17 protein-coding genes and 4 pseudogenes are annotated in these 18,221 nt (G+C 61.0%); 11 read left to right on the top strand and 10 right to left on the bottom strand.

The features are described from left to right. Window positions 1–202: 202 nt before the first annotated feature. Entirely contained in the window at window positions 203–976 is a 774-nt protein-coding gene (locus OU682_RS20860) for an EAL domain-containing protein (RefSeq protein WP_268944137.1), read from the bottom strand. A gap of 360 nt (window positions 977–1,336) precedes the next feature. After that, window positions 1,337–1,705, bottom strand: coding sequence for a DUF4186 domain-containing protein (locus tag OU682_RS20855; RefSeq protein WP_268944138.1), 369 nt, complete (start codon window positions 1,703–1,705; stop codon window positions 1,337–1,339). 24 nt (window positions 1,706–1,729) lie between these two features. Between OU682_RS20855 and OU682_RS20850 the strand changes: the two are divergent. Next, a pseudogene (locus OU682_RS20850) lies at window positions 1,730–2,230 on the top strand (IS5/IS1182 family transposase); the annotation flags it as partial. Here OU682_RS20850 and OU682_RS20845 read toward each other — a convergent pair. Next, a pseudogene (locus OU682_RS20845) lies at window positions 2,186–2,544 on the bottom strand (transposase); the annotation flags it as partial. The pseudogenes OU682_RS20850 and OU682_RS20845 sit on opposite strands and share 45 nt — an antisense overlap. 396 nt (window positions 2,545–2,940) lie before the next feature. On the opposite strand from OU682_RS20845, the gene OU682_RS20840 reads away from it, so the two are divergent. Both OU682_RS20840 and OU682_RS20835 read left to right on the top strand, forming a co-directional pair. Continuing rightward, window positions 2,941–3,414: a hypothetical protein gene (locus tag OU682_RS20840; RefSeq protein ID WP_268944136.1), complete on the top strand. Its 474-nt coding sequence runs from the start codon at window positions 2,941–2,943 to the stop codon at window positions 3,412–3,414. Between the two features lie 102 nt (window positions 3,415–3,516). Beyond that, window positions 3,517–3,894 (top strand): hypothetical protein, encoded by a 378-nt coding sequence (locus tag OU682_RS20835; RefSeq protein WP_268944135.1) that lies wholly within the window; start codon window positions 3,517–3,519, stop codon window positions 3,892–3,894. A gap of 402 nt (window positions 3,895–4,296) precedes the next feature. Here OU682_RS20835 and OU682_RS20830 read toward each other — a convergent pair. Next, window positions 4,297–4,896: pseudogene (locus OU682_RS20830) on the bottom strand (IS1380 family transposase); the annotation flags it as partial. 170 nt (window positions 4,897–5,066) lie between these two features. Here OU682_RS20830 and OU682_RS20825 point away from each other — a divergent pair. The 4 genes from OU682_RS20825 to OU682_RS20810 all read left to right on the top strand — a co-directional run bounded on the left by OU682_RS20825 (window position 5,067) and on the right by OU682_RS20810 (window position 8,825). Further along, entirely contained in the window at window positions 5,067–5,723 is a 657-nt protein-coding gene (locus tag OU682_RS20825; protein WP_268944134.1) for a lysophospholipid acyltransferase family protein, read from the top strand. After that, the gene (locus tag OU682_RS20820; RefSeq protein ID WP_268944133.1) at window positions 5,720–6,670 is read left to right on the top strand and encodes a phosphatidate cytidylyltransferase; all 951 of its coding nucleotides are present in this window, start codon (window positions 5,720–5,722) and stop codon (window positions 6,668–6,670) included. The genes OU682_RS20825 and OU682_RS20820 overlap by 4 nt, the downstream gene beginning before the upstream one ends. Before the next feature lie 3 nt (window positions 6,671–6,673). Further along, complete coding sequence (locus OU682_RS20815; protein ID WP_268944132.1) at window positions 6,674–7,318, top strand: CDP-alcohol phosphatidyltransferase family protein; 645 nt, start codon at window positions 6,674–6,676, stop codon at window positions 7,316–7,318. A 238-nt stretch (window positions 7,319–7,556) separates the two neighbouring features. Further along, window positions 7,557–8,825, top strand: a complete 1,269-nt coding sequence (locus OU682_RS20810) for an IS256 family transposase (RefSeq protein ID WP_268944131.1) — start codon at window positions 7,557–7,559, stop codon at window positions 8,823–8,825. On the opposite strand, the pseudogene OU682_RS20805 reads toward OU682_RS20810, so the two are convergent. Beyond that, window positions 8,826–9,110, bottom strand: a pseudogene (locus tag OU682_RS20805) (transposase); the annotation flags it as partial. Window positions 9,111–9,193: 83 nt separating this feature from the next. On the opposite strand from OU682_RS20805, the gene OU682_RS20800 reads away from it, so the two are divergent. Next, window positions 9,194–10,228: an IS110 family RNA-guided transposase gene (locus OU682_RS20800; protein WP_268944130.1), complete on the top strand. Its 1,035-nt coding sequence runs from the start codon at window positions 9,194–9,196 to the stop codon at window positions 10,226–10,228. Between the two features lie 427 nt (window positions 10,229–10,655). On the opposite strand, the gene OU682_RS20795 is transcribed toward OU682_RS20800, so the two are convergent. From OU682_RS20795 to OU682_RS20775, 5 genes are all read right to left on the bottom strand, one after another. Beyond that, window positions 10,656–10,898: a hypothetical protein gene (locus tag OU682_RS20795; protein ID WP_268944129.1), complete on the bottom strand. Its 243-nt coding sequence runs from the start codon at window positions 10,896–10,898 to the stop codon at window positions 10,656–10,658. A gap of 48 nt (window positions 10,899–10,946) precedes the next feature. Next, window positions 10,947–12,137: an ROK family protein gene (locus OU682_RS20790; RefSeq protein ID WP_268944128.1), complete on the bottom strand. Its 1,191-nt coding sequence runs from the start codon at window positions 12,135–12,137 to the stop codon at window positions 10,947–10,949. Between the two features lie 4 nt (window positions 12,138–12,141). Next, window positions 12,142–13,434 (bottom strand): TRAP transporter large permease, encoded by a 1,293-nt coding sequence (locus OU682_RS20785; RefSeq protein WP_268944127.1) that lies wholly within the window; start codon window positions 13,432–13,434, stop codon window positions 12,142–12,144. Further along, entirely contained in the window at window positions 13,424–13,858 is a 435-nt protein-coding gene (locus OU682_RS20780) for a TRAP transporter small permease (RefSeq protein WP_268944126.1), read from the bottom strand. Before OU682_RS20780 ends, OU682_RS20785 begins: the two co-directional genes overlap by 11 nt. Before the next feature lie 99 nt (window positions 13,859–13,957). Beyond that, window positions 13,958–14,926, bottom strand: coding sequence for a TRAP transporter substrate-binding protein (locus OU682_RS20775; protein ID WP_268944125.1), 969 nt, complete (start codon window positions 14,924–14,926; stop codon window positions 13,958–13,960). 177 nt (window positions 14,927–15,103) lie between these two features. On the opposite strand from OU682_RS20775, the gene OU682_RS20770 reads away from it, so the two are divergent. Genes OU682_RS20770 through OU682_RS20760 form a run of 3 tightly spaced genes read left to right on the top strand, consistent with a single transcriptional unit; the run spans window position 15,104 to window position 17,940 of the window. Further along, window positions 15,104–15,850, top strand: coding sequence for a glucosamine-6-phosphate deaminase (locus OU682_RS20770; RefSeq protein WP_268944124.1), 747 nt, complete (start codon window positions 15,104–15,106; stop codon window positions 15,848–15,850). Between the two features lie 3 nt (window positions 15,851–15,853). Next, a complete protein-coding gene (locus tag OU682_RS20765; protein WP_268944123.1) occupies window positions 15,854–16,873 on the top strand; it encodes an N-acetylglucosamine-6-phosphate deacetylase in 1,020 nt (339 codons plus the stop codon). Beyond that, on the top strand, window positions 16,870–17,940 hold the full coding sequence (locus tag OU682_RS20760) for a Gfo/Idh/MocA family protein (RefSeq protein WP_268944122.1): 1,071 nt from the start codon (window positions 16,870–16,872) through the stop codon (window positions 17,938–17,940). The genes OU682_RS20765 and OU682_RS20760 overlap by 4 nt, the downstream gene beginning before the upstream one ends. The last annotated feature ends 281 nt before the right edge of the window (window positions 17,941–18,221 follow it).

The following is an 18,221-nucleotide window of genomic DNA, read 5'->3' as shown; positions in this document are numbered from 1 at the left end:
CGCCTTGCCGTGGAGTGAATCAGAGGTCGGCCGCAAAGCAAACCACCTTCAGAGTCGATGGTTCATACCGCTGGTATTAGAACCCTCAACAAGAGATCTTGGCCAGGGGTCTCACCCGGTAGGCCCCTGGCCGCTTTTCAAGGAGGCCGAAGCCTTATGGCTCTTGTCCCTGTTTAAATTGCTCAGAGCCATGGCGGTTGGATCATGTTGCTGGCGATGTAGCCGCCGCGTAGTTGCCCTTGAAAGGGTTGCCAAACCCCTCGAACACGGGGCGGCACAGCAGGTATCCCTGGAACAGGCGGACGCCGAGATCTTGCAGCACACCAAGCTCCGCTTCCGTCTCGATCCCCTCGCATACAACGGTGATCCCAAGATCATCAAACAGCCGGACAAGATGGGTGACGATGGAACGACGCGCCGGGTCCGCGTCGATGCCGCGGATGAGGGCCATGTCCAGCTTCACGATATCCGGCCGGAACTCCGTCAGCAGCCCGATATTTGCAAAGCCGGCACCGAAGTCATCGATCGCCGTCTTGAAGCCGATCTCGCGGTAGGTGTGCAGGATATTCAGGATATGTGCTGCATCCAGTTTCTCCGTCTCGGTGAACTCGAAGATGATGCGCTCCGGCGGTAGGCCGAAGCGCTCCGCGGCGATTAGCGTCTGGCGGATGCAGGCACGCGGTTCATAGACAGCGTTCGGCATGAAGTTGATCGACAGCATGGCAGGCGTCTCGGTTAGTTTCAGCTCAAATGCCAATTCGACGGCCTTCGTCCGGCACTGCTGATCGAAGGCATAGCGGTTTGTCGCGTTCACCTGTGACAGGACGCTGGCGGCACTTTGAGCATTCGGGCCCCGGACCAACGCTTCATGAGCGAAGATTTCCGCGGCGCTGACGTCGACGATCGGCTGAAATGCCATCGAGAATGTTGCTTCAAAACCGGCTTCGTCGCGGCAGCCTTGGCATGTGATCGGCATGAAAGTCCCTCGGTTCACCTGTGATACGCCTGCAAGATCATGATCCAGATGCTGCGAAGGTCTTCGGAGGCGTTCGGACTAACACGAAGATCGAGATCACTACAAATCCTTTCGGGGATTGCAGAATATTGTCCACTGTCGCCGGCTTTCGCGGCAAGAGCGGCGCTATCAGGGGATGCTCGTCTTCAGTTCAGTCGCCCTGCATCCGAGAGGCGCTCCAGCCATGCCGGCGCGGCTGAACGCGGCCAGCAGCATCTTCCAAGGTTGCCGGATCGCAGGATGAGAATGATGCAAGCTAAGGGTCACACGTCGTCTCAATATGTCCGCCGAGCAGCAGCGATAGAGATCGATGCCAACATGTCAGCCGGTGGCGCCTGACCTCATCTGGCGGTCAATCCACGTCATGATCAGCGAGACAACCTCCTCCTGCTCGGCGTCGCTCATCTGGCGGCCGGTCTCGATGCTATGCCACTTCTGCAAGCAGCTGGGGCAGCAGGTCGCGGTCGCATGTTGGGCCACAAAGGCGGGATGACCCCGCATCGGAGTCTGTTTGCCGTCATTGTGTGGATGGGCGGACGCGAGCCTCAGGGCCACAAAGTCTCTTGTGTGCCTGAGAATGGTGCTGCGGCCTTTGGTGTTCGCATAGGATCGTTCCGCCGCTGAAAGCTTGAACCGGCTACGAAAGCGCGATCGCGCGAGCCTGCCGAGAATGTCCTTGTCGTATGCCACGATGGATTGTGTGCTTGTCTCTGAGCCGCCATAGCATCTGCCTGGCTTCGGCAGGTGGCGGAGCCGGACTGGCACAAGCGCTACGATCATCGGGTCGAAGAAGGGCGCCTGCTGCTCCGCGGGTCCAAACAAGACGCCTACGTGTCTCAGGTCGGAACAGACGGCTTCCGGCTCCTGGACACGGTCGCCGCTCCGGGTGCGCCAGCCGAGGCCGCAGCCCTGCCCGCGGTTGCGCTGCTCCGGCGCGTTTGGACCCGGCACTTCAACCGTGCGGACGATGAGCCCGGCTCGGGCGCGCCGCCAAAGGTCCGTCTGCGGGCGGTGCAGGGTCGCGGTCCCGGCGACCGGAATGAGTTCCCCTACGATGCCGAGGCCCGCTTCTGCGCCAAGAGCGGCACGGAATGGACCGGCTATATGGTGCATCTCACAGAGACTTGCGACGCCAACGCACCGCATCTGGTGCTGCACGCCGACACCACGCCGGCCAATGTCCATGAGCCCACAAGCCCCGCGGATCGACACGCCCCAACCGATGCACATCCCGCGAACCAGCTCGCGCATCCGACTAGGCGTCAAAGCTTTCGGCGGATCACGTCCTGCAGCATCTTTCGATCAAGGGTCAGGTCCGCCACAATCTTCTTGAGCCGGCTGTTCTTGTCTTCGAGCGCCTTCAGTCGGCGCATCTCGTCCGGAAGCAGCCCGCCGTATCGCTTCTTCCAATTGAAGTAGGTGGCCTGGCTGATCCCAGCCTTCCGGCAGATCCCTGCAACCGGCGTGCCTTCCTCGCCTTGTTTCAGAATAAACGCTTTCTGCGCTTCCGTGAACTTCGATGCCTTCATCGATCTCGGCTCCTCTCCCAGCCAGGGAAGGTTAGCCTAAAACTCCAGCTTCAAACGGTTCAGTTTTCAGGGGGCAGAGCACTTGGTCATGAGTGGTATGCAAACAGTCCTCGTGGTTGAGGAGGCTCGCCGCGTTTGGCTCCCGTGTGGCCTTCGCTTTGACACTTCTCGGGCCATTTCTATAGCCTAGAAATGCTGATGGGCGGTTAACGATTGTGCGCCATTGACGCTCCCCGTCTGCGCCTGTTTCAAGGTGCATGGTAGCTTGGTCCGCCAAGCCGACATGGCCACCAGAAATTTTCGGCGCAGCCCGCGATATCTCCACAAGAGGGTTGCATCGCCCGGCGTTCATACGGCAGGTGGGCAACGGAGCCAGCCCCGTCCCGGGAGACATCCATGAGAAGCATGCTCGCCCTTGTGCTTGTGGCAAGTGCATCCCCCTCCTTGGGCGATTGCCCGCAGGGCATGCATTTCCTTTTCGGCTGCGACATCATCGAGAGAGGAGCCAGGGTCGAAATGTGCTCCGGTGATGGCAAGATACAGTATCGGTATTCTGTCGATGGCATAACTGAACTGGAATTCATCGGACCAGGCTGGGGAGGGATAAAAAACCATGTTCAAGGACTTCACGGCCACGCCTATGCAAGCGCGACCCGGCAGGGGAACATGTTCTACGCAGCCTTCGTAGATCGTGACCTGATGAACTTCGACGCGGGCAGCCCTGGAGCCGGTTCTCCCAATCCCGCCGTGGTGCAGGTCTATGACTCAGAAGAGGCCTTCGTGGATCCGGAGAACGACGACCCCATCGCGCGGCGTGTCTGCTATCCACCGTCGATCGAGCTGGACGGCAACAACTTCGGCCCGGGCTGAGCGATCATGAAGTGGCTTTTCATTATTGCCCTCACGACGGCTCCGACGGTCGTATCCGCGAACTGCGTCCCACCCTTCATACCGGTATTCGACTGCAGGATCATGACGGCTGATCAGCGCGTGGAAATCTGTGCCACGCCCCCTGACGAACATGGCGTGTCTGGCACCTACTCGTACAACTTCGCCACTGGGCTTGCGATCTCCGAGCTTTATTTCGAAACGCAGGACAATCGCTTCTCGACCAAATACTATCGTGCCGACCATGAGGGGGTGAACACGATGGGCCTGGGACTGGTCCGCGGCGATCATGTCTATTCGGTGCATCTGACCGGAATGGACGGCCGATATGTCAGCGCAGCCCAGCTGCACGTCTACGACAGTATCGCCGATTTCGACAGCGAGCGGGGTGAAGCCGAGGCTCTGCGGCTTTACTGCGAGCCCGGTTCGGTTCGCGTGAACTGGGACTTCATTCGTCCCTGACCAGCCACCGGCGTTCAGGGCTTCCTTGCCGGCTCCCTCCAAAGCCTTCGAACCGTATGGCGAAGCACCTCGCCGAGCAGGCCTGGCGAACCCTGAGATATAGTCTCACGCTGAAAATCCTCGCGCCCTCCCTGCTGCCGCAGAAAGGGAAAGGGGGGACGAATTTTTCGCCGCCCGCGGCAGCTCCATGCTGCCGCTTCCGTGGCCTAATTTCTCACCGCCGTTCTCAGATCGCGGGGATGGGTTCTGCACTTCGCTGATCCGCAGAATGTCCCGCAGCCGCCACGCCCCCCGGTGGGAGGACTATACGACACAGGGACTAACTGTCTGGTTGTGAGACATCGTTGGTATAGAACAGGATTTCATCGACATTCGGCATGAGGTCGTTGCTGTTGGCTGGCTTTCCGTGTTCGGCCGGGACCTGGTGATCTGCCGGATCAACCGGCGGATATAGGTGGCGCTCTCGGCCCCCTTGGGGCGCCGGGCCGGGCGCAACAGTGTCCCGACGGGCCGGCCTTTGCCGTCGAAGACGACAATCGGCTGGAAGCCATACTCATCGTAGAAGGCGTTCAACAAGCGAAGCTGCTGGTGGCCATGCACCGCATCGAATGTGTCATCGATGTCGAGCACGATGTGGCTGGGCGCATGTGCAAAAGACTGGCAGTAGAACCCGACCATTTCGCGGCCCATGCGGATCAGGGCGCGGGTATCGGGCAGGTTTTCCATGCGCGAGATCGTCGGCTGCGAGCACAAGGTCGGCCCGGTATCAGGCTCCCGCTCCAGCGCGATCCTGAAGCTGGGATCGTGCCGCAGGGCTGTCGCGTCATCGCCGTCTTCATACCCCGCCCCGATCATCATGATCCGGAAACGGATGATGTCGCAGAGGCTATGCTGAACTTTCGCCGGATTGCGCGGGTCGCGCAGGCAATCGGCGAGCCGCTGCGCCAAACTCGCCTGGCGCTCGATCTCGCGCAGCAGGGTCAGCCCGGCATCGGAGCTCATGCAGCGCTTCATAAGCGGCGCCGTGGCATTGCTTCAAATGCAGCCAACCATCGTGGGCAATGAATGAAAAGCCAAGACATGTGTTGATCGTGCTTTTGGATCCGCAGCGTAGCAGAGGCGGAATTGCAACCCGGACCGAAGCGGTTAAGTTGGCAAAAAAAGGGGGCAGCATGCGCAAGGGCTTGGCACGGATCTGCGGGCGGATAATCACCTTCTTTGCCCGCGCGGTGACGGCGGTGCAGCCCGTCTGGCAAGGGGTCGACCCCGACCAGAACCGTCAGCGGATCTATTTCGCCAATCACGCCAGCCATGGCGATTTCATCTTGATCTGGGCGGTCCTGCCGCCCCGCGCGCAACGCGAGACGCGGCCTGTCGCAGGAACCGATTACTGGCAATCGGGACGGCTGCGCCGCTTCATCGGCAGCGAGGTCTTTGACGCGCTGCTGATTGCACGCAAGGGGGACGGCCCTCCGGGCGCTGCCATCGGGCAGATGGTGGGCGCGCTGGATGAGGGCGCCTCGCTGATCCTGTTCCCCGAGGGCACACGCAACCAGACTGATGCCGCCCTGCTGCCCTTCCGCGGCGGGCTTTACCACCTGGCCTGGGCCCGGCCGCAGGTCGACCTGGTGCCAGTCTGGATCGAGAACCTGAACCGGGTCCTTCCAAAGGGAGCGGTGATCCCGGTGCCCCTGATGTGCAAGACGATCTTCGGGGAGGCGTTGCGCCTGGCTCCCGACGAGGACAAAGACACCTTCCTTGCCCGCAGCCGCGCGGCCCTTTTGGCCCTGCGTCCGGGTCGAGACGACAAAGCGGAGGTTGCGGCGTGAGCGCTGCGCATGAGGATCTGCTGACGGTCATTCTGGGCATTGGCGGGGTGCTGGTCTTTGCCTCGGCGGTGGGATGGCTGCTGGCGCGGCTCTATTCGCCCGAGGGCGAGAGTGCCGCCATCGAGAACCTGAACGACCGCATCCGCGCCTGGTGGCTGATGGTGCTGGCCTTGGCACTGGCGTTCCTGGGCGGTCGGGCCGGGGTGATCGTGCTATTCGCGATCTGCGCCTTCGCTGCCCTGCGCGAGTTCATGACGCTGACCAATGCCGGACGGGCAGATCATCGCAGCCTGATTGCCGCATTCTTTATCGTTCTGCCGGTGCAGTTCTACCTGGTCTGGATCGGTTGGTACGGACTTTTCGCGATCTTCATCCCGGTCTGGGTGTTTCTGCTCCTGCCCATTGTCTCGGTCTTGGCAGGCGAGACGCGGAACTATCTGGTCCGCATCGCCGAGATGCAATGGGCGCTGATGATCTGCGTCTTTTGCGTGTCTCATGTGCCGGCGCTGCTGGAGCTGAGGATCCCCGGCTATGACGGGCGCAACGTCCTGCTGATCGCCTGGCTGGTGATCGTGGTGCAGTTGTCAGATGTGCTGCAATATGTCTGGGGCAAACTGATAGGCCGGCGCAAGCTGGCACCAAGGCTCTCGCCGTCGAAAACGGTCGAGGGGCTGGCGGGTGGCGCGCTGTCAGCCAGCCTTATCGGCACGGCGCTGTGGTGGATGACGCCTTTCCGCCCGCTGGAGGCGTGGGGAATGAGCCTGATGATCACCGCCCTGGGATGTGCCGGCGGGCTGGTGATGTCCGCCATCAAGCGCGACAAGGGTGTCAAGGATTGGGGCCATACCATCGCAGGTCACGGCGGGTTCATCGACCGGCTGGATTCCGTGGTCTTTGCCGCGCCGATCTTTTTTCATGTGACGCGTTACTTCTGGAACATAGGGTAGGGAATGGCCGATCTGTCCAATCGAAGGCCCCTGGCCAGCCGCAAGTCCGGCTGGGCCGCGCGGGTCACGCGCTGGCTAGCGGGCACATCCGTGACGCCGAACCAGATATCGATGGCGGGCATGGTCGCCGCGCTTGGCGCGGGCGCGGCCTTCTGGGCGGCAGGGGGCAGCGCAGATTGGGGTCGCGCACTGCTTCTGGTGCTGGCGGCGTGCCTGTGCCAACTGCGGCTGCTCTGCAACCTGTTCGACGGAATGATCGCGGTCGAGGCCGGGCGCGGCGCCCCTGACGGCGCCTTCTGGAATGAATTTCCCGACCGCGTGTCGGACCTCCTGATCCTGCTGGGCGTTGGCCTGTCGGGCGGCGATCCCGCGCTTGGCTGGGCGGGGGTCGCGATGGCCTTCCTGACCGCCTATCTGCGCGAACTGGGCGTCAATTGCGGGCGGTCTACCGATTTCTCCGGACCCATGGCAAAGCAGCACCGCATGGCGCTAGTCACAGGCGCGGCGCTTCTGTCGTTGGCAGAGCCGCTCTGGCAGGGCCATGGCGAGGTGCTGCACACGGCGCTGTGGATCTTGGTGGTTGGCACGGCGCTGACCGCGCTGCGCCGGGCGATTAAGCTGGTCGCCGCGCTGCGCCACCAAGTCTAGGCGTTGGCATATGGTCTTGCCCGTGCGATAAGAACAACACGAGGTCGTTTCTTGTGGTCTTCGGGGCTGTTGATGAAGTCCTATAGAACGCTGCCGATGCTATGCGCCGTTGGGCGGAGCAGTGAGGCTACCAACCTTCTTTGGGGCTATGGCGAAAAATGGGTGATGGGGCCTGAGAAGGCGGCGTATCGTGGCGGGTGCTGAAGCCTGCCAGAACCTCCCGAAGGAGCGATACGCCATGAACGACGATACCACGATCAGCCCGCTTCACCAGCCTGGTTCGATCCTTGACCCACTGACCGAGATTGCCCGTGAGGGCGCACGCCAGATGCTGGCCGTCGCACTGAAGGCCGAGGCGGCCAGCTTTGTTGCCCGCTTTGCAGACGAGCGACTGTCCAATGGCCGTCAGCGCGTGGTCCATCACGGGACCGGACCTGAGCGCACGATCCAGACCGGGATCGGGCCACTCGCCGTGAAACGGCACAAGGTCCGCGACCGCGCTGCCGTGGGAGCGGAGAAGAGGATCCGCTTCACCTCCAACATCCTGCCGCGGTGGGCGCGACGGTCCCGCAGCCTCGATGCGCTGCTGCCGGTGCTTTACCTGCGTGGCGTGTCCATGGGCGACTTTCAGGAGGCGCTGACGGCGCTGCTGGGACCGGATGCGCCGAACCTGTCACCCGGTGTGATCTCGCGTCTGTCCGCAGGTTGGCAGGAGGACTACGACCGCTGGCAGCGCCGCGACCTTTCGGCGCGCCGCTATGTCTACATCTGGGCCGACGGCGTCTACCTCCAGGCCCGGATGGAGCCGCAAGCCGAGTGCATGCTGGTGATCCTCGGGGCCACACCCGAAGGAAAGAAAGAACTCGTCGGTTTCCAGGTCGGGGTGCGCGAGAGTGCGCAAAGCTGGCGCGAGCTCCTGGTCGACCTCAAGGCCCGCGGCCTTGCCGTGCCGCCGGAACTGGCTGTCGGCGATGGCGCCTTGGGCTTCTGGAAGGCGATGGACGAGGTCTTTCCAAGCACCCGCCATCAACGCTGCTGGTTTCACAAAATGGCGAATGTGCTCAATTGTTTCCCCAAGTCCATGCAGCCTGCTGTCACCGCCGATCTGCGCGAGATCTCCCATGCTGAAACCCGTGCTGCGGCATTGACCGCCATCGAGACCTTCAAGGAAAAATACGCCGCCAAATACCAGCGTGGCGTGTCCTGCCTGACCAAGGACAACGAGGCCTTGCTGGCCTTTTACGACTTCCCCGCCGAGCACTGGGAGCATCTGCGCACCTCCAACCCGATCGAAAGTGTCTTTGCCACTGTCCGACACCGAACCGTCCGCACCAAGGGCGCACTGTCGCAGAAGACCGCGAAGCTGATGGTTTTCACCCTGGTTCGGGCCGCATCGAAGAAGTGGCGTAAGCTCAACGGCACAAACCAGTTGCCACGCGTTATCGAAGGCGTCAGATTCACCGATGGCGTCGTCGCTGACGATGCCAACCAAAGCCGCGCCGCCTGATCAAGCCGCGTCACCCAAATTCACCCATAGCTCCCTTCTTTGCCAGCAGCGCAGAAGGGCAGAAGAGGGTGAGAATAGCTTTCCTTGGCGGCTGGCTGCCAAGAAATGCAGCAAAAGCGCAAGGAATGTGACCGCCAACCACCTCAGATTTACGGCCGCGGCGGTGAGGACGGCCGGAATGCGCATATTGTCGAGCCCGCGCCGCACTGCACGGGCAAGGCCATGCCATGTCTTTGCTTCGCCGTGGAAGCCTTCCGAGCGCCAGTGGTGGCGCCGATAGAGCTGGTTGGCGTTGATGATGGGTTGGGTAGCCCCTCCTGATGGCACTTGTGCCACTGTGGTCCGGACGGGATCAGGAGGATTAAGCTATGAAGGACGTATCAATCATCGGCGTTGACCTGGCCAAACAGGTCTTTCAACTTCATGGAGCGACGGCCGAGGGAGAAGTTGTGTTTCGCAAGAAGCTGTCGCGCAAACAGTTCCTGGCGTTCATGCAGACCCACCCTGGCTGCCAGGTTGCTATGGAGGCCTGCGCCACGGCGCATTATTGGGCCCGAACACTGGCGGATCTGGGCCATGAAGTGCGGTTGATCGCGCCGAAGTTCGTCAAGCCTTACGTGAAGAACCAGAAGAACGACATGGCGGACGCAGAAGCGATCGTGGAGGCGGCCAGCCGTCCCACCATGCGCTTTGTCGAGGTAAAGACGCCAGAACAGCAAGGCATTGGCATGGTCTTCCGGTTACGTGACCTGCTCATTGGGCAGCGCACGCAGACGATCAACGCGCTGCGCGGTCACCTCGCCGAGTTTGGTATCATTGCAGGCAAAGGGCGGGAGAACGTCAGCAGACTTCGGTTGGCTCTGGAACAAGATGAGGAGGCTCCAGATCTGCCGGCCCCGGTTCGTCATATGGCGCAACTCTGCTTCGACCAGATCGACGGTCTGTCGCACAGAATCACAGAACTTGATGCACAAATCGCCGCAGCCAGCAGGCGTTCGCGATTTTCCACGCGTCTGCAGAAAATGCCGGGCATTGGTCCTATCACCTCGATGGCTCTGGCTGCCTTTGCTCCCCCGATGGACCACTTCCGCCGAGGCCGTGACTTTTCTGCTTGGCTGGGGCTTGTGCCCAGACAGCATTCCAGCGGCGGCAAGCAAAGGCTCGGGCGCACGAGCAAGTCCGGGCAGCGAGACATCCGGCGGCTTCTGATCATCGGCGCGATGGCAGTTATATCCGGAGCCAAGGTGCGGCCCCCTGCAGAGAACTCCTGGCTGGGCCGTATCCTGGCTCGCAAGCCGAGAATGCTGGCGGCGATTGCTCTGGCGAACAAGATGGCCCGCATGTTGTGGGCCATGATCACCAAGGATGAAGAGTTTCGAGGAGGACCGCTTCTGGCGCGTTGAGAAACCAGAAGCTCTACCTCGGAAGTGCGGGAGAAGCTGAAGCTGTATGAAATCGATCGAACAGATCGGGGCCGGGAAAATCAGTGTCACATGGAGAGCTTCGAGCTCGGTTTGATGATGTTTTGTTCCTGACCTGCGGATCCCATACCGGCCAGGGACCATGCGCCCCAAGAAAAGGCCTGACACATGGACGCATTCGATCGTATCATTGCTAAAGGCGCGAGCCCGCTAAAACCGGGGCTACCCACACATGATGTGACCGCCCCCAGGACGGCCTCGCTGATCTCGCGCACCAAGGTGCAGTCGAGGACGTCGAGGCGCAGCCTCACCAGATAATCAGCACGCCATCTGCGAGGCAAATGAGGCCTTGGGGGGGCAACAAGCTTGCTGAGCACATCCGGCGCACCACTTCGCAAAGCCAAGAACATCAAAGCGCAGCTACGGGGAAAGGCGTAGGTGGCAGGCCGAACCTCTGTTGCTGCATTCCAGTCAGGCCCAGGTCGTTATAAGTGAAGCCCAGACCAATGGCGGCAACCCTGAACATCCGTATCCAGCAGGCACCGGTGATCGACATGGCTTGGTAGGAACTGTCGCCGAGCACGCGCAATCTGGGCGTTGAGACCAGCACGCGCGACGGGGCGATTTCGATGGCTACAGCTAGGTTCTGCAACGGGATCCACCATACAGTTGCGCCGCGGTGATGGCGCCGTCTGTGCCCTTACTGTGACAGGCCTGCCTTGGAAGCTTGAAGTTCGCGCCCCTCAAGAAGGTTGCGGAAGGCAGTGGCGAAGGGGCGGGCAAGCGCGCCAGAAATTTCGGCCTCGGGGCTTTCATGGCCAAGCGTTACGCGAATACGGTCCAGTGATCGCAGGATGGGCGCCTGTTCCAGCGCGACGACAAAGCGGGTATAAACCTCAGGGTTCTGGACGAACGGGCCGGTCAGAATGACGCGGTTGGGAAACAACAGGCGGCACAGGTTCGCGGTGATGCGGATCATTTCCGAGAGGGCCGTGCCCAGCACCACCGAGGCGCCAAGATCCACTTGGCGAAGGGCGACAGCAAATTGTCGTTCGGACTGGTCGATGCTGGGCACGTCCTTTGCCAGTTGTGTGCCAATCGACCACAGCGACGCCACCGTTTCCAGACAGTCGCGATTGCCGCAGGTGCATTCTACGCCGCGCCCGTTGCCCAGTCCCCAATGACCGATTTCGCAAAAACGCCCATGCGTGCTGTTCACGACGTTGCCCTCGGTCGCATAGGCCGCACCGATGCCGTGGCCCCAATGCAGAAGCAGCACCGCCTCGGTGCTCATGTCTGGCTCGCGCGCGAGGATGCCGCCCAGCTCGGCGTCAAGGTTACGGATCAGCCAGACGGGGGCTGCGAAGCCCGAAAGCTCGGCCCCGAGGTCAAGGTTGCGCATGTTCGGCCAGCGCGACGACACGCACCACGTCCGGCGTTTGGCATCCAGAAGCCCGGACAGCGAACAGACCACCGCGCAAAGCTGCACATCCCGGGCGAAAAGCGCGGCCGTGTCGCGCACCAGTTGCCGAATGCACTGCCCAAGCACGAGATTGTCGGCGTCGCGATTGGGCGCGACTGTCAGCGTGCCAATCACCCGCAGTCCAAGATCGACGGCGCTTGCCTCAAGCCTCTGATCGGTAACGGTGATAAACACCGCCCCTAGCCGCTGCTGATTGAAGGACAAGACCGCCGCCGGACGGCCCTTGCCCCTGGCGCGCGCCATCGTTTCAATCAGGATGTCGTGCTGGACCAGCTCGCCCACCAGTTCGGACACCGTGGTCGAACGCAGGCCAAGCTGTCGCGCGATCGTGCGCCGGTTCGTCGCCTTGCCGTCCCGCACTAGATTGGACAGATTGATCAGATCGTCAATGCGGGCTGCATCCATCATCGGATCACTTGGTGAGTGCGGGCAGGATGAGCGTCATTGCCGGAACATAGGTGACCAGCAACAACACTACAATCATCGCCAGATAAAACGGCCAGATGCTCTTCATCACCTGCCCCAGCCTGATCTTGCCGATCCCGCAGCCGACCAGAAGCGATGTCCCCACTGGCGGCGTGCAAAGCCCGATCCCAAGGTTCAGGATCATCATCACCCCAAACTGGATCGGGTCGACCCCAACCTTGGTCGCAATCGGCAACAGGATCGGCGTCAGAAGCAGGATCAGCACGCCCATATCCATCAGCATCCCAAGGATCAGCAGCAGGATGTTGATCGCCAACAGCACGAACAGCTTGTTTTCCGAGAAGTAGAAAATTCCCTCTGCCAACAACGCGGGAACGCGCAGATAGGACAGCAGGAACCCGAAAACCGAAGATGTCATGATGATCGCCGTTACCATCGCCAGCGTCGTCAGGGTGGACGTGAAGATGCGTGACACCGCCGAGCGGTCAAGGCTGCGATAACAGAACATCGTCACGAACAGCGCATATACTACCGCAACCGCCGCCGATTCCGTCGCAGTGAAGATTCCGCTGAGGATGCCGCCGATGATAATAACGACCGTGAATAGCCCGATCAGCGCATCGACCAGAACGCGCGCGCCGCTGCGCAGGGTATAGCGATCGCCCAGCGGGTGGTTGTGCCGCTTGGCCATGATGGCGCAGATCACCATCAACGACACACCCAGAAGCAGGCCCGGAATGTATCCCGCCATGAACAGCGTCGAAATCGGCAGACCGCCTGCCGCCAGGGCATAGAAGATCATGTTCTGGCTGGGAGGGATCAGGACGCCCTGAACGGATGATGTAACCGTGACGGAAACCGAATAGCCCACCGGATATCCCGCCTTCTTCATCGAAGGGATCAGGAACGACCCGATCGAGGCCACATCGGCCACGGACGAGCCGGAGATGCCGCCGAACATGGTGCTCGCGACCACGTTGCCATGCGCAAGCCCGCCACGTAGGCGCCCGACCAACACGTCGGCCATGCGAACCAGACGGTCAGAAATTCCGCCCTCTGTCATGATGTTTCCGACCAGAATGAAGAAGGGCACGGCAAGGAAGGTAAACGAATTCAATCCATTGATCATCCGCTGCGCGACCAGCATCAGCGGCAGACTCAGATGCAGCGCCGTCGCCAGCGAGGCAAGGCCAAGCGCGAAAGCGATCGGCACCCGCAGCAGCATCAGAACCAGAAATCCACCCAGCAGCAGGGTGATGCCGAACCAGTCAACCGACATGCGCGACCTCCGCTTCATCGTGTTCGGGAATGGTCACATCACGCAGCACGATATTGGCCAGTGCATTGACAACGCCAAGGCACCCCCCGGCTGCGGCAGGATAATACAGCAGGTTTTTCGCCCAGCCCGATGCGGGCAGCACCTGCACGCCCGCCAGCGTAATCAGGTCCATGCCGTATAGGACGACAACCAGCATGAACCCCGCCATTGTAAGCTGGGCAAGGTAATCCAGCGCCAAGGCGAGGGGCAGCGGCAGCAGGTCGCGCAGAAAGGTGATCGCAACATGTTCATGACGCCGGATACCAACCGCCACCGCCAGAAACCCAAACCAGATCAGGCATAGAAGGGCGATTTCCTCGGACCAGCTGGTGGGACTGTTCATCACAAAGCGAAGAAACACCTGCATTACTGTGATCGCGGTCATCACGGCCAAAAGCGTATGGCAGGCAAGGGCCGCGACCCAGTTCAGCCTATCGAGGAGAAGGGCAAGCCTGCCATGAAACTGCATCGGGTTCTCCGGCGGTTACTTCGCGGCCTGAATACGCTTAATTAGCGGCATCAGGTCGGGGAACTCATCATAGATCGGCTGAACTGCGGCCTGAAATGGGGCGTTGTCCAACTGGGTGATGGTGGCGCCGCCTTGGGTAACCTGATCGCGGGCCTTTTCGTTGGCCTCGCGCATGATCTCGCGTTCGTATTTCGTCGCCTCGTCCGCCGCACGGGTGATCGCCTCCTGCTGTTCGGGCGGCAGGCTGTCGAAGCGTGCCTTGTTCATCAAAAGCAGGGCGGGCGGGCTGAGATGCGCTTCTTCGGCGAAGTTCGGAGCGACCTCGTAATGGGCTGAGGTCAGATAGCTGACGAAGTCGTTTTCCGCGCCGTCGATGACGCCGGTCTGAAGTGCGGAATACACCTCGCCATAGTTCATCGGCGTGGGGACCGCGCCCAGCAGTTCCACCATGCGGATCGAGATCGGTGCCGGCTGCACCCGGATCTTCATGCCCTTAAGGTCGTCGATGCTTTGGATCGGCTTGCCGCTGGTCGTATAAAATGACCGCGTTCCGGCATCCATATAGTGAAAGCCCTTCAGGCCCACGACTTCCAGATCGGCCAGCACCTCGGTCCCGATGTCGCCGTCAAGAACGCGATACTTGTGGTCCCAGTCGGCGAAGATATAGGGCAGGGTGAATACCCCCATCGAGGGGCTGACATTGGCCAGCGCAACCGAATTGACGCGCGCGAAGTCTACGATCCCGGCCTGCGCCTGTTCGATGCTTTCGGGTTCCTGCCCAAGCTGGGCCCCGGAAAACACCTGCACCTCGACCTTGCCGTTCGAGTATTCCTTAACCAGTTCGGCAAAGCGGTGCATGGCCACTGTAACGGGGTTGGATTCCGGCTGGTTCTCGGCGAGGCGTAGAACGGTCTGGGCCGAGGCTGCGCCCGACAGGACAGTGCTTGCGGCAAGCGCCGCGACGGCAATCAGATGCAGTTTCATGCGTCATCTCCCTGATGATCGTTATCCATTGTCGTCGACAATCACGCGACGGATGTGACGCGTCAACTTATTTGAACAGAAGTGTTCTAAAATATTCCTAGAGTGATGTTATCCATTGACACCCTGTGATTGTCATGTTGACTCATTTATAAACAAGTAAGTTCAAAAAGGTGTAAGATGCAGATCCTGATGCATGACGACAAGGTCCAGTTGGGTCAGGCAGCCGCCCGTGAAGGCGCGGAAGCGATCGTCAAGGCTATCGCCGCCAAGGGCCATGCCGCCATCATCGTCGCTACCGGCGCCAGCCAGTTCGAGATGCTTGAACATCTGGTCCGGCAGGACATTGACTGGAGCAAGGTCACCGCCTTTCATCTAGACGAATATGTCGGCATCTCGGACGATCACCCGGCCAGCTTTCGCGGCTATTTGGAACAGCGCTTCGTCGCCCCTGCCACCGGCCTAAAGGAATTCGTGCGCATCGAAGGCGACGCCCCTGACGTTCACGCGGAAATGGCGCGGCTGAACGCCCGCATCGCGGACCAGCCGATTGATGTGTGCTTCGCGGGCATCGGCGAAAACTGTCATCTTGCCTTCAACGACCCGCCCGCCGATTTTGATACGGAACAGCCCTACATCCTTGTCGATCTGGACTTGGCCTGCCGTCAGCAGCAGTTTGGTGAAGGCTGGTTTCCAACGCTAGAGGACGTGCCTGCGCAGGCGATTTCCATGTCGATTCGCCGGATCATGGCGTCTGCGCGGCTGGTGCTTTCCGTTTCGGACGACCGCAAGGCAGCGGCAGTCAGGGCCGCAGTCGAAGGTCCGGTCAGCAACCTGTTCCCGGCCTCGATCGTGCAGGAGCATTCCGCTGTGACCCTGCACCTGGACGGCCCGGCGGCCAGCCGGCTTTCGCAGCGCGTCGATTAAGAAATGCAGGCAATTCAGGGCGACGGACTGTTCGATCTTCAGGTCAACGGATACGCCGGTGTCGATTTCAACGATGACGCGCTGACGGCAGGCCAGCTGGACCACGCGCTTGAGGCGATGCTGGCAAATGGGGTGACGGGTTGCCTGCCCACGCTGATCACTGCGGCGCCCGATGTGCTCGCCGCGCGCTTTGCGGCGCTGGATGCCGCCGTCAGGACCAGCAGGCTGGGCGCGGTCATGGTGCCGGGCTATCATCTTGAGGGGCCATTTCTTAACGCGGAAGACGGCTATTTCGGCTGTCATCCGCGTGCGCAGATGACGGACCCCGACATCGCCCTTGTTGCACGACTGGAGCAGGGCCTGTCACGCCCGATTTTGATGATCACTCTAGCGCCCGAGCGGCGGGGTGCGATTGCCGCCGCAGCGCATTGGCGGGCGCAGGGCAAGACGCTGGCAGTGGGCCATTCGGCGGCGGACTTCGCTTGTATCGAGGCTGCCGTTGGCAAGGGGGTGACACTTTCAACTCATCTGGGCAACGGCCTGCCTCAGGTGCTGCCCAAGCTGGACAACACCTTGCTGGCGCAACTGGCCCAGCCAGGGCTGACGGCCTGTCTGATTGCGGACGGCGTGCATGTGCCCAAAGACGCCCTGCGGGCGCTGATTTCCCTCAAAGGGTATGACCGCTGTGTTCTGGTAACGGATGCGATGTCGGCTGCCGCAATGCCCCCCGGCACCTATACTTTTGCCAATGTTCCCACGGTTCTGCAGGGCGATGGCCGTGTGACGCAGGAAGGCGGACGCGGCCTTGCGGGGTCGGCATTGCGGTTGGATCAGGCTGTGCGAAATGTGGTCGACTGGAATATCACTGCACCCAAGCGGGCGATCGCGATGGCCTCTGTGCAGGCTCGTGCAACCTTGTCGCATGCAGGCATCGCGATTGATCTCGGTGTCGTCGCGTGGAACAGTGCAATGGAGCCAGCGGTAATACGCTTGCCTTCCACTGCCGTGGCACGCGGCGCATGATCCGTATCGGCGTCGTCGGCTGCGGCACCTATGGCACGCAGATGCTGAAATGCTTTGCTGCCCAGCAGCGTCGCGGACGCGTCCAGCTGGTCGGTATCGCCGAACCCGATGCCGACCGCCGCGCCCGCGCAGAGCGCGATTTCAGCGTTCCCGCCTTTGCAGGCATCGAACAGATGATCGTGACCTGCGGCCTGGATGCCGTGGCGATTGCAACCCCGGATCATTTGCATGCCCAGCCAATCAAGGCGGCTCTGCGCGCGGGGCTGCATGTGTTAACACAAAAGCCGCTGACGACTGATCTGCAAACCGCCGAAAGGCTGATCACCGCATTCCGACGCGTAAACCGCATTCTGTATGTCGATCTGCACAAGCGTTTCGACCCGGCTCATATCCGGCTACGAGGAGACATCGCTGCGGGGCGGCTGGGGCAATTGCAATACGGTAGCGTTCAGATGGAAGACCGCATCGAGGTTCCTTCGGTTTGGCTGCGAGAATGGGTAGGGCAATCCTCGCCATCCTGGTTTCTTGGGGTCAACTTCTATGACCTCGTGACGTGGCTAACGGGCCTGCAACCCCGCCGGGTATGGGCAAGTGGGCACAGGAGCGTGCTTGAACGGATGGGGCATGCGGGCGTCTGGGACAGTATCCGCGCCAAGGTTGAATACGAAAGTGGCTTTTCGATGCATTTCGATCTGGGCTGGATCCTACCTGGATCGTTTCCTTCAATCGTCAATCAAGGCATCCGGATTGTCGGCAGTAAGGGCATAGTCGAGGCTGACAGCCAACAACGCGGATACTTCGCCGCGACACAAGATCACCCAAGCAGCGTCGAGGCCAACCCTTTCGGCGCATCCGAATATGACCACCCGCTGTTCGGCCCGGTGACCGATGGGTATGTCTTTACCGCGATGTCTTATTTTCTGGACGTGCTGGATGCCCATGCGGCGGGTCTCTGCCCGGACCGGCTTACCGAAGCTTATCCGGGCGGTGCGTCGACCCTTGTTTCGATCCGCTTGGCAGAGGCGGTGGACCGCAGTCTGAACAGCGGCGCAATCGAAGACGTCTAAATGGCGCTGCGCCTCGGCTATTTCTGCGACTGGAGCCGGTCATTGCAGCGATGCGATGTCCATGAAGGACTTGTCCCAAGGGGGCACTGTCTTCTTCCATTCCCAGGAAAGATCGCACTATCAAACCGTGCGATCAAACACCTAGCGCGAGCAGCAAGATCCGCAGTTGACGCGAAGCTTGGCTCCACAGCTAATACCAGCGGCATGAACCATCGACTCTGAAGGTGGTTTGCTTTGCGGCCGACCTCTGATTCACTCCACGGCAAGGCGGAGGAGGCTCA

The sequence above is a fragment of the Paracoccus benzoatiresistens genome, assembly GCF_026913015.1.
GTDB classification, from domain to species: Bacteria; Pseudomonadota; Alphaproteobacteria; order Rhodobacterales; family Rhodobacteraceae; genus Paracoccus; species Paracoccus benzoatiresistens.
Note: the sequence above shows the minus strand (reverse complement) of the source record. Positions and strands in the feature narration are given on the sequence as shown.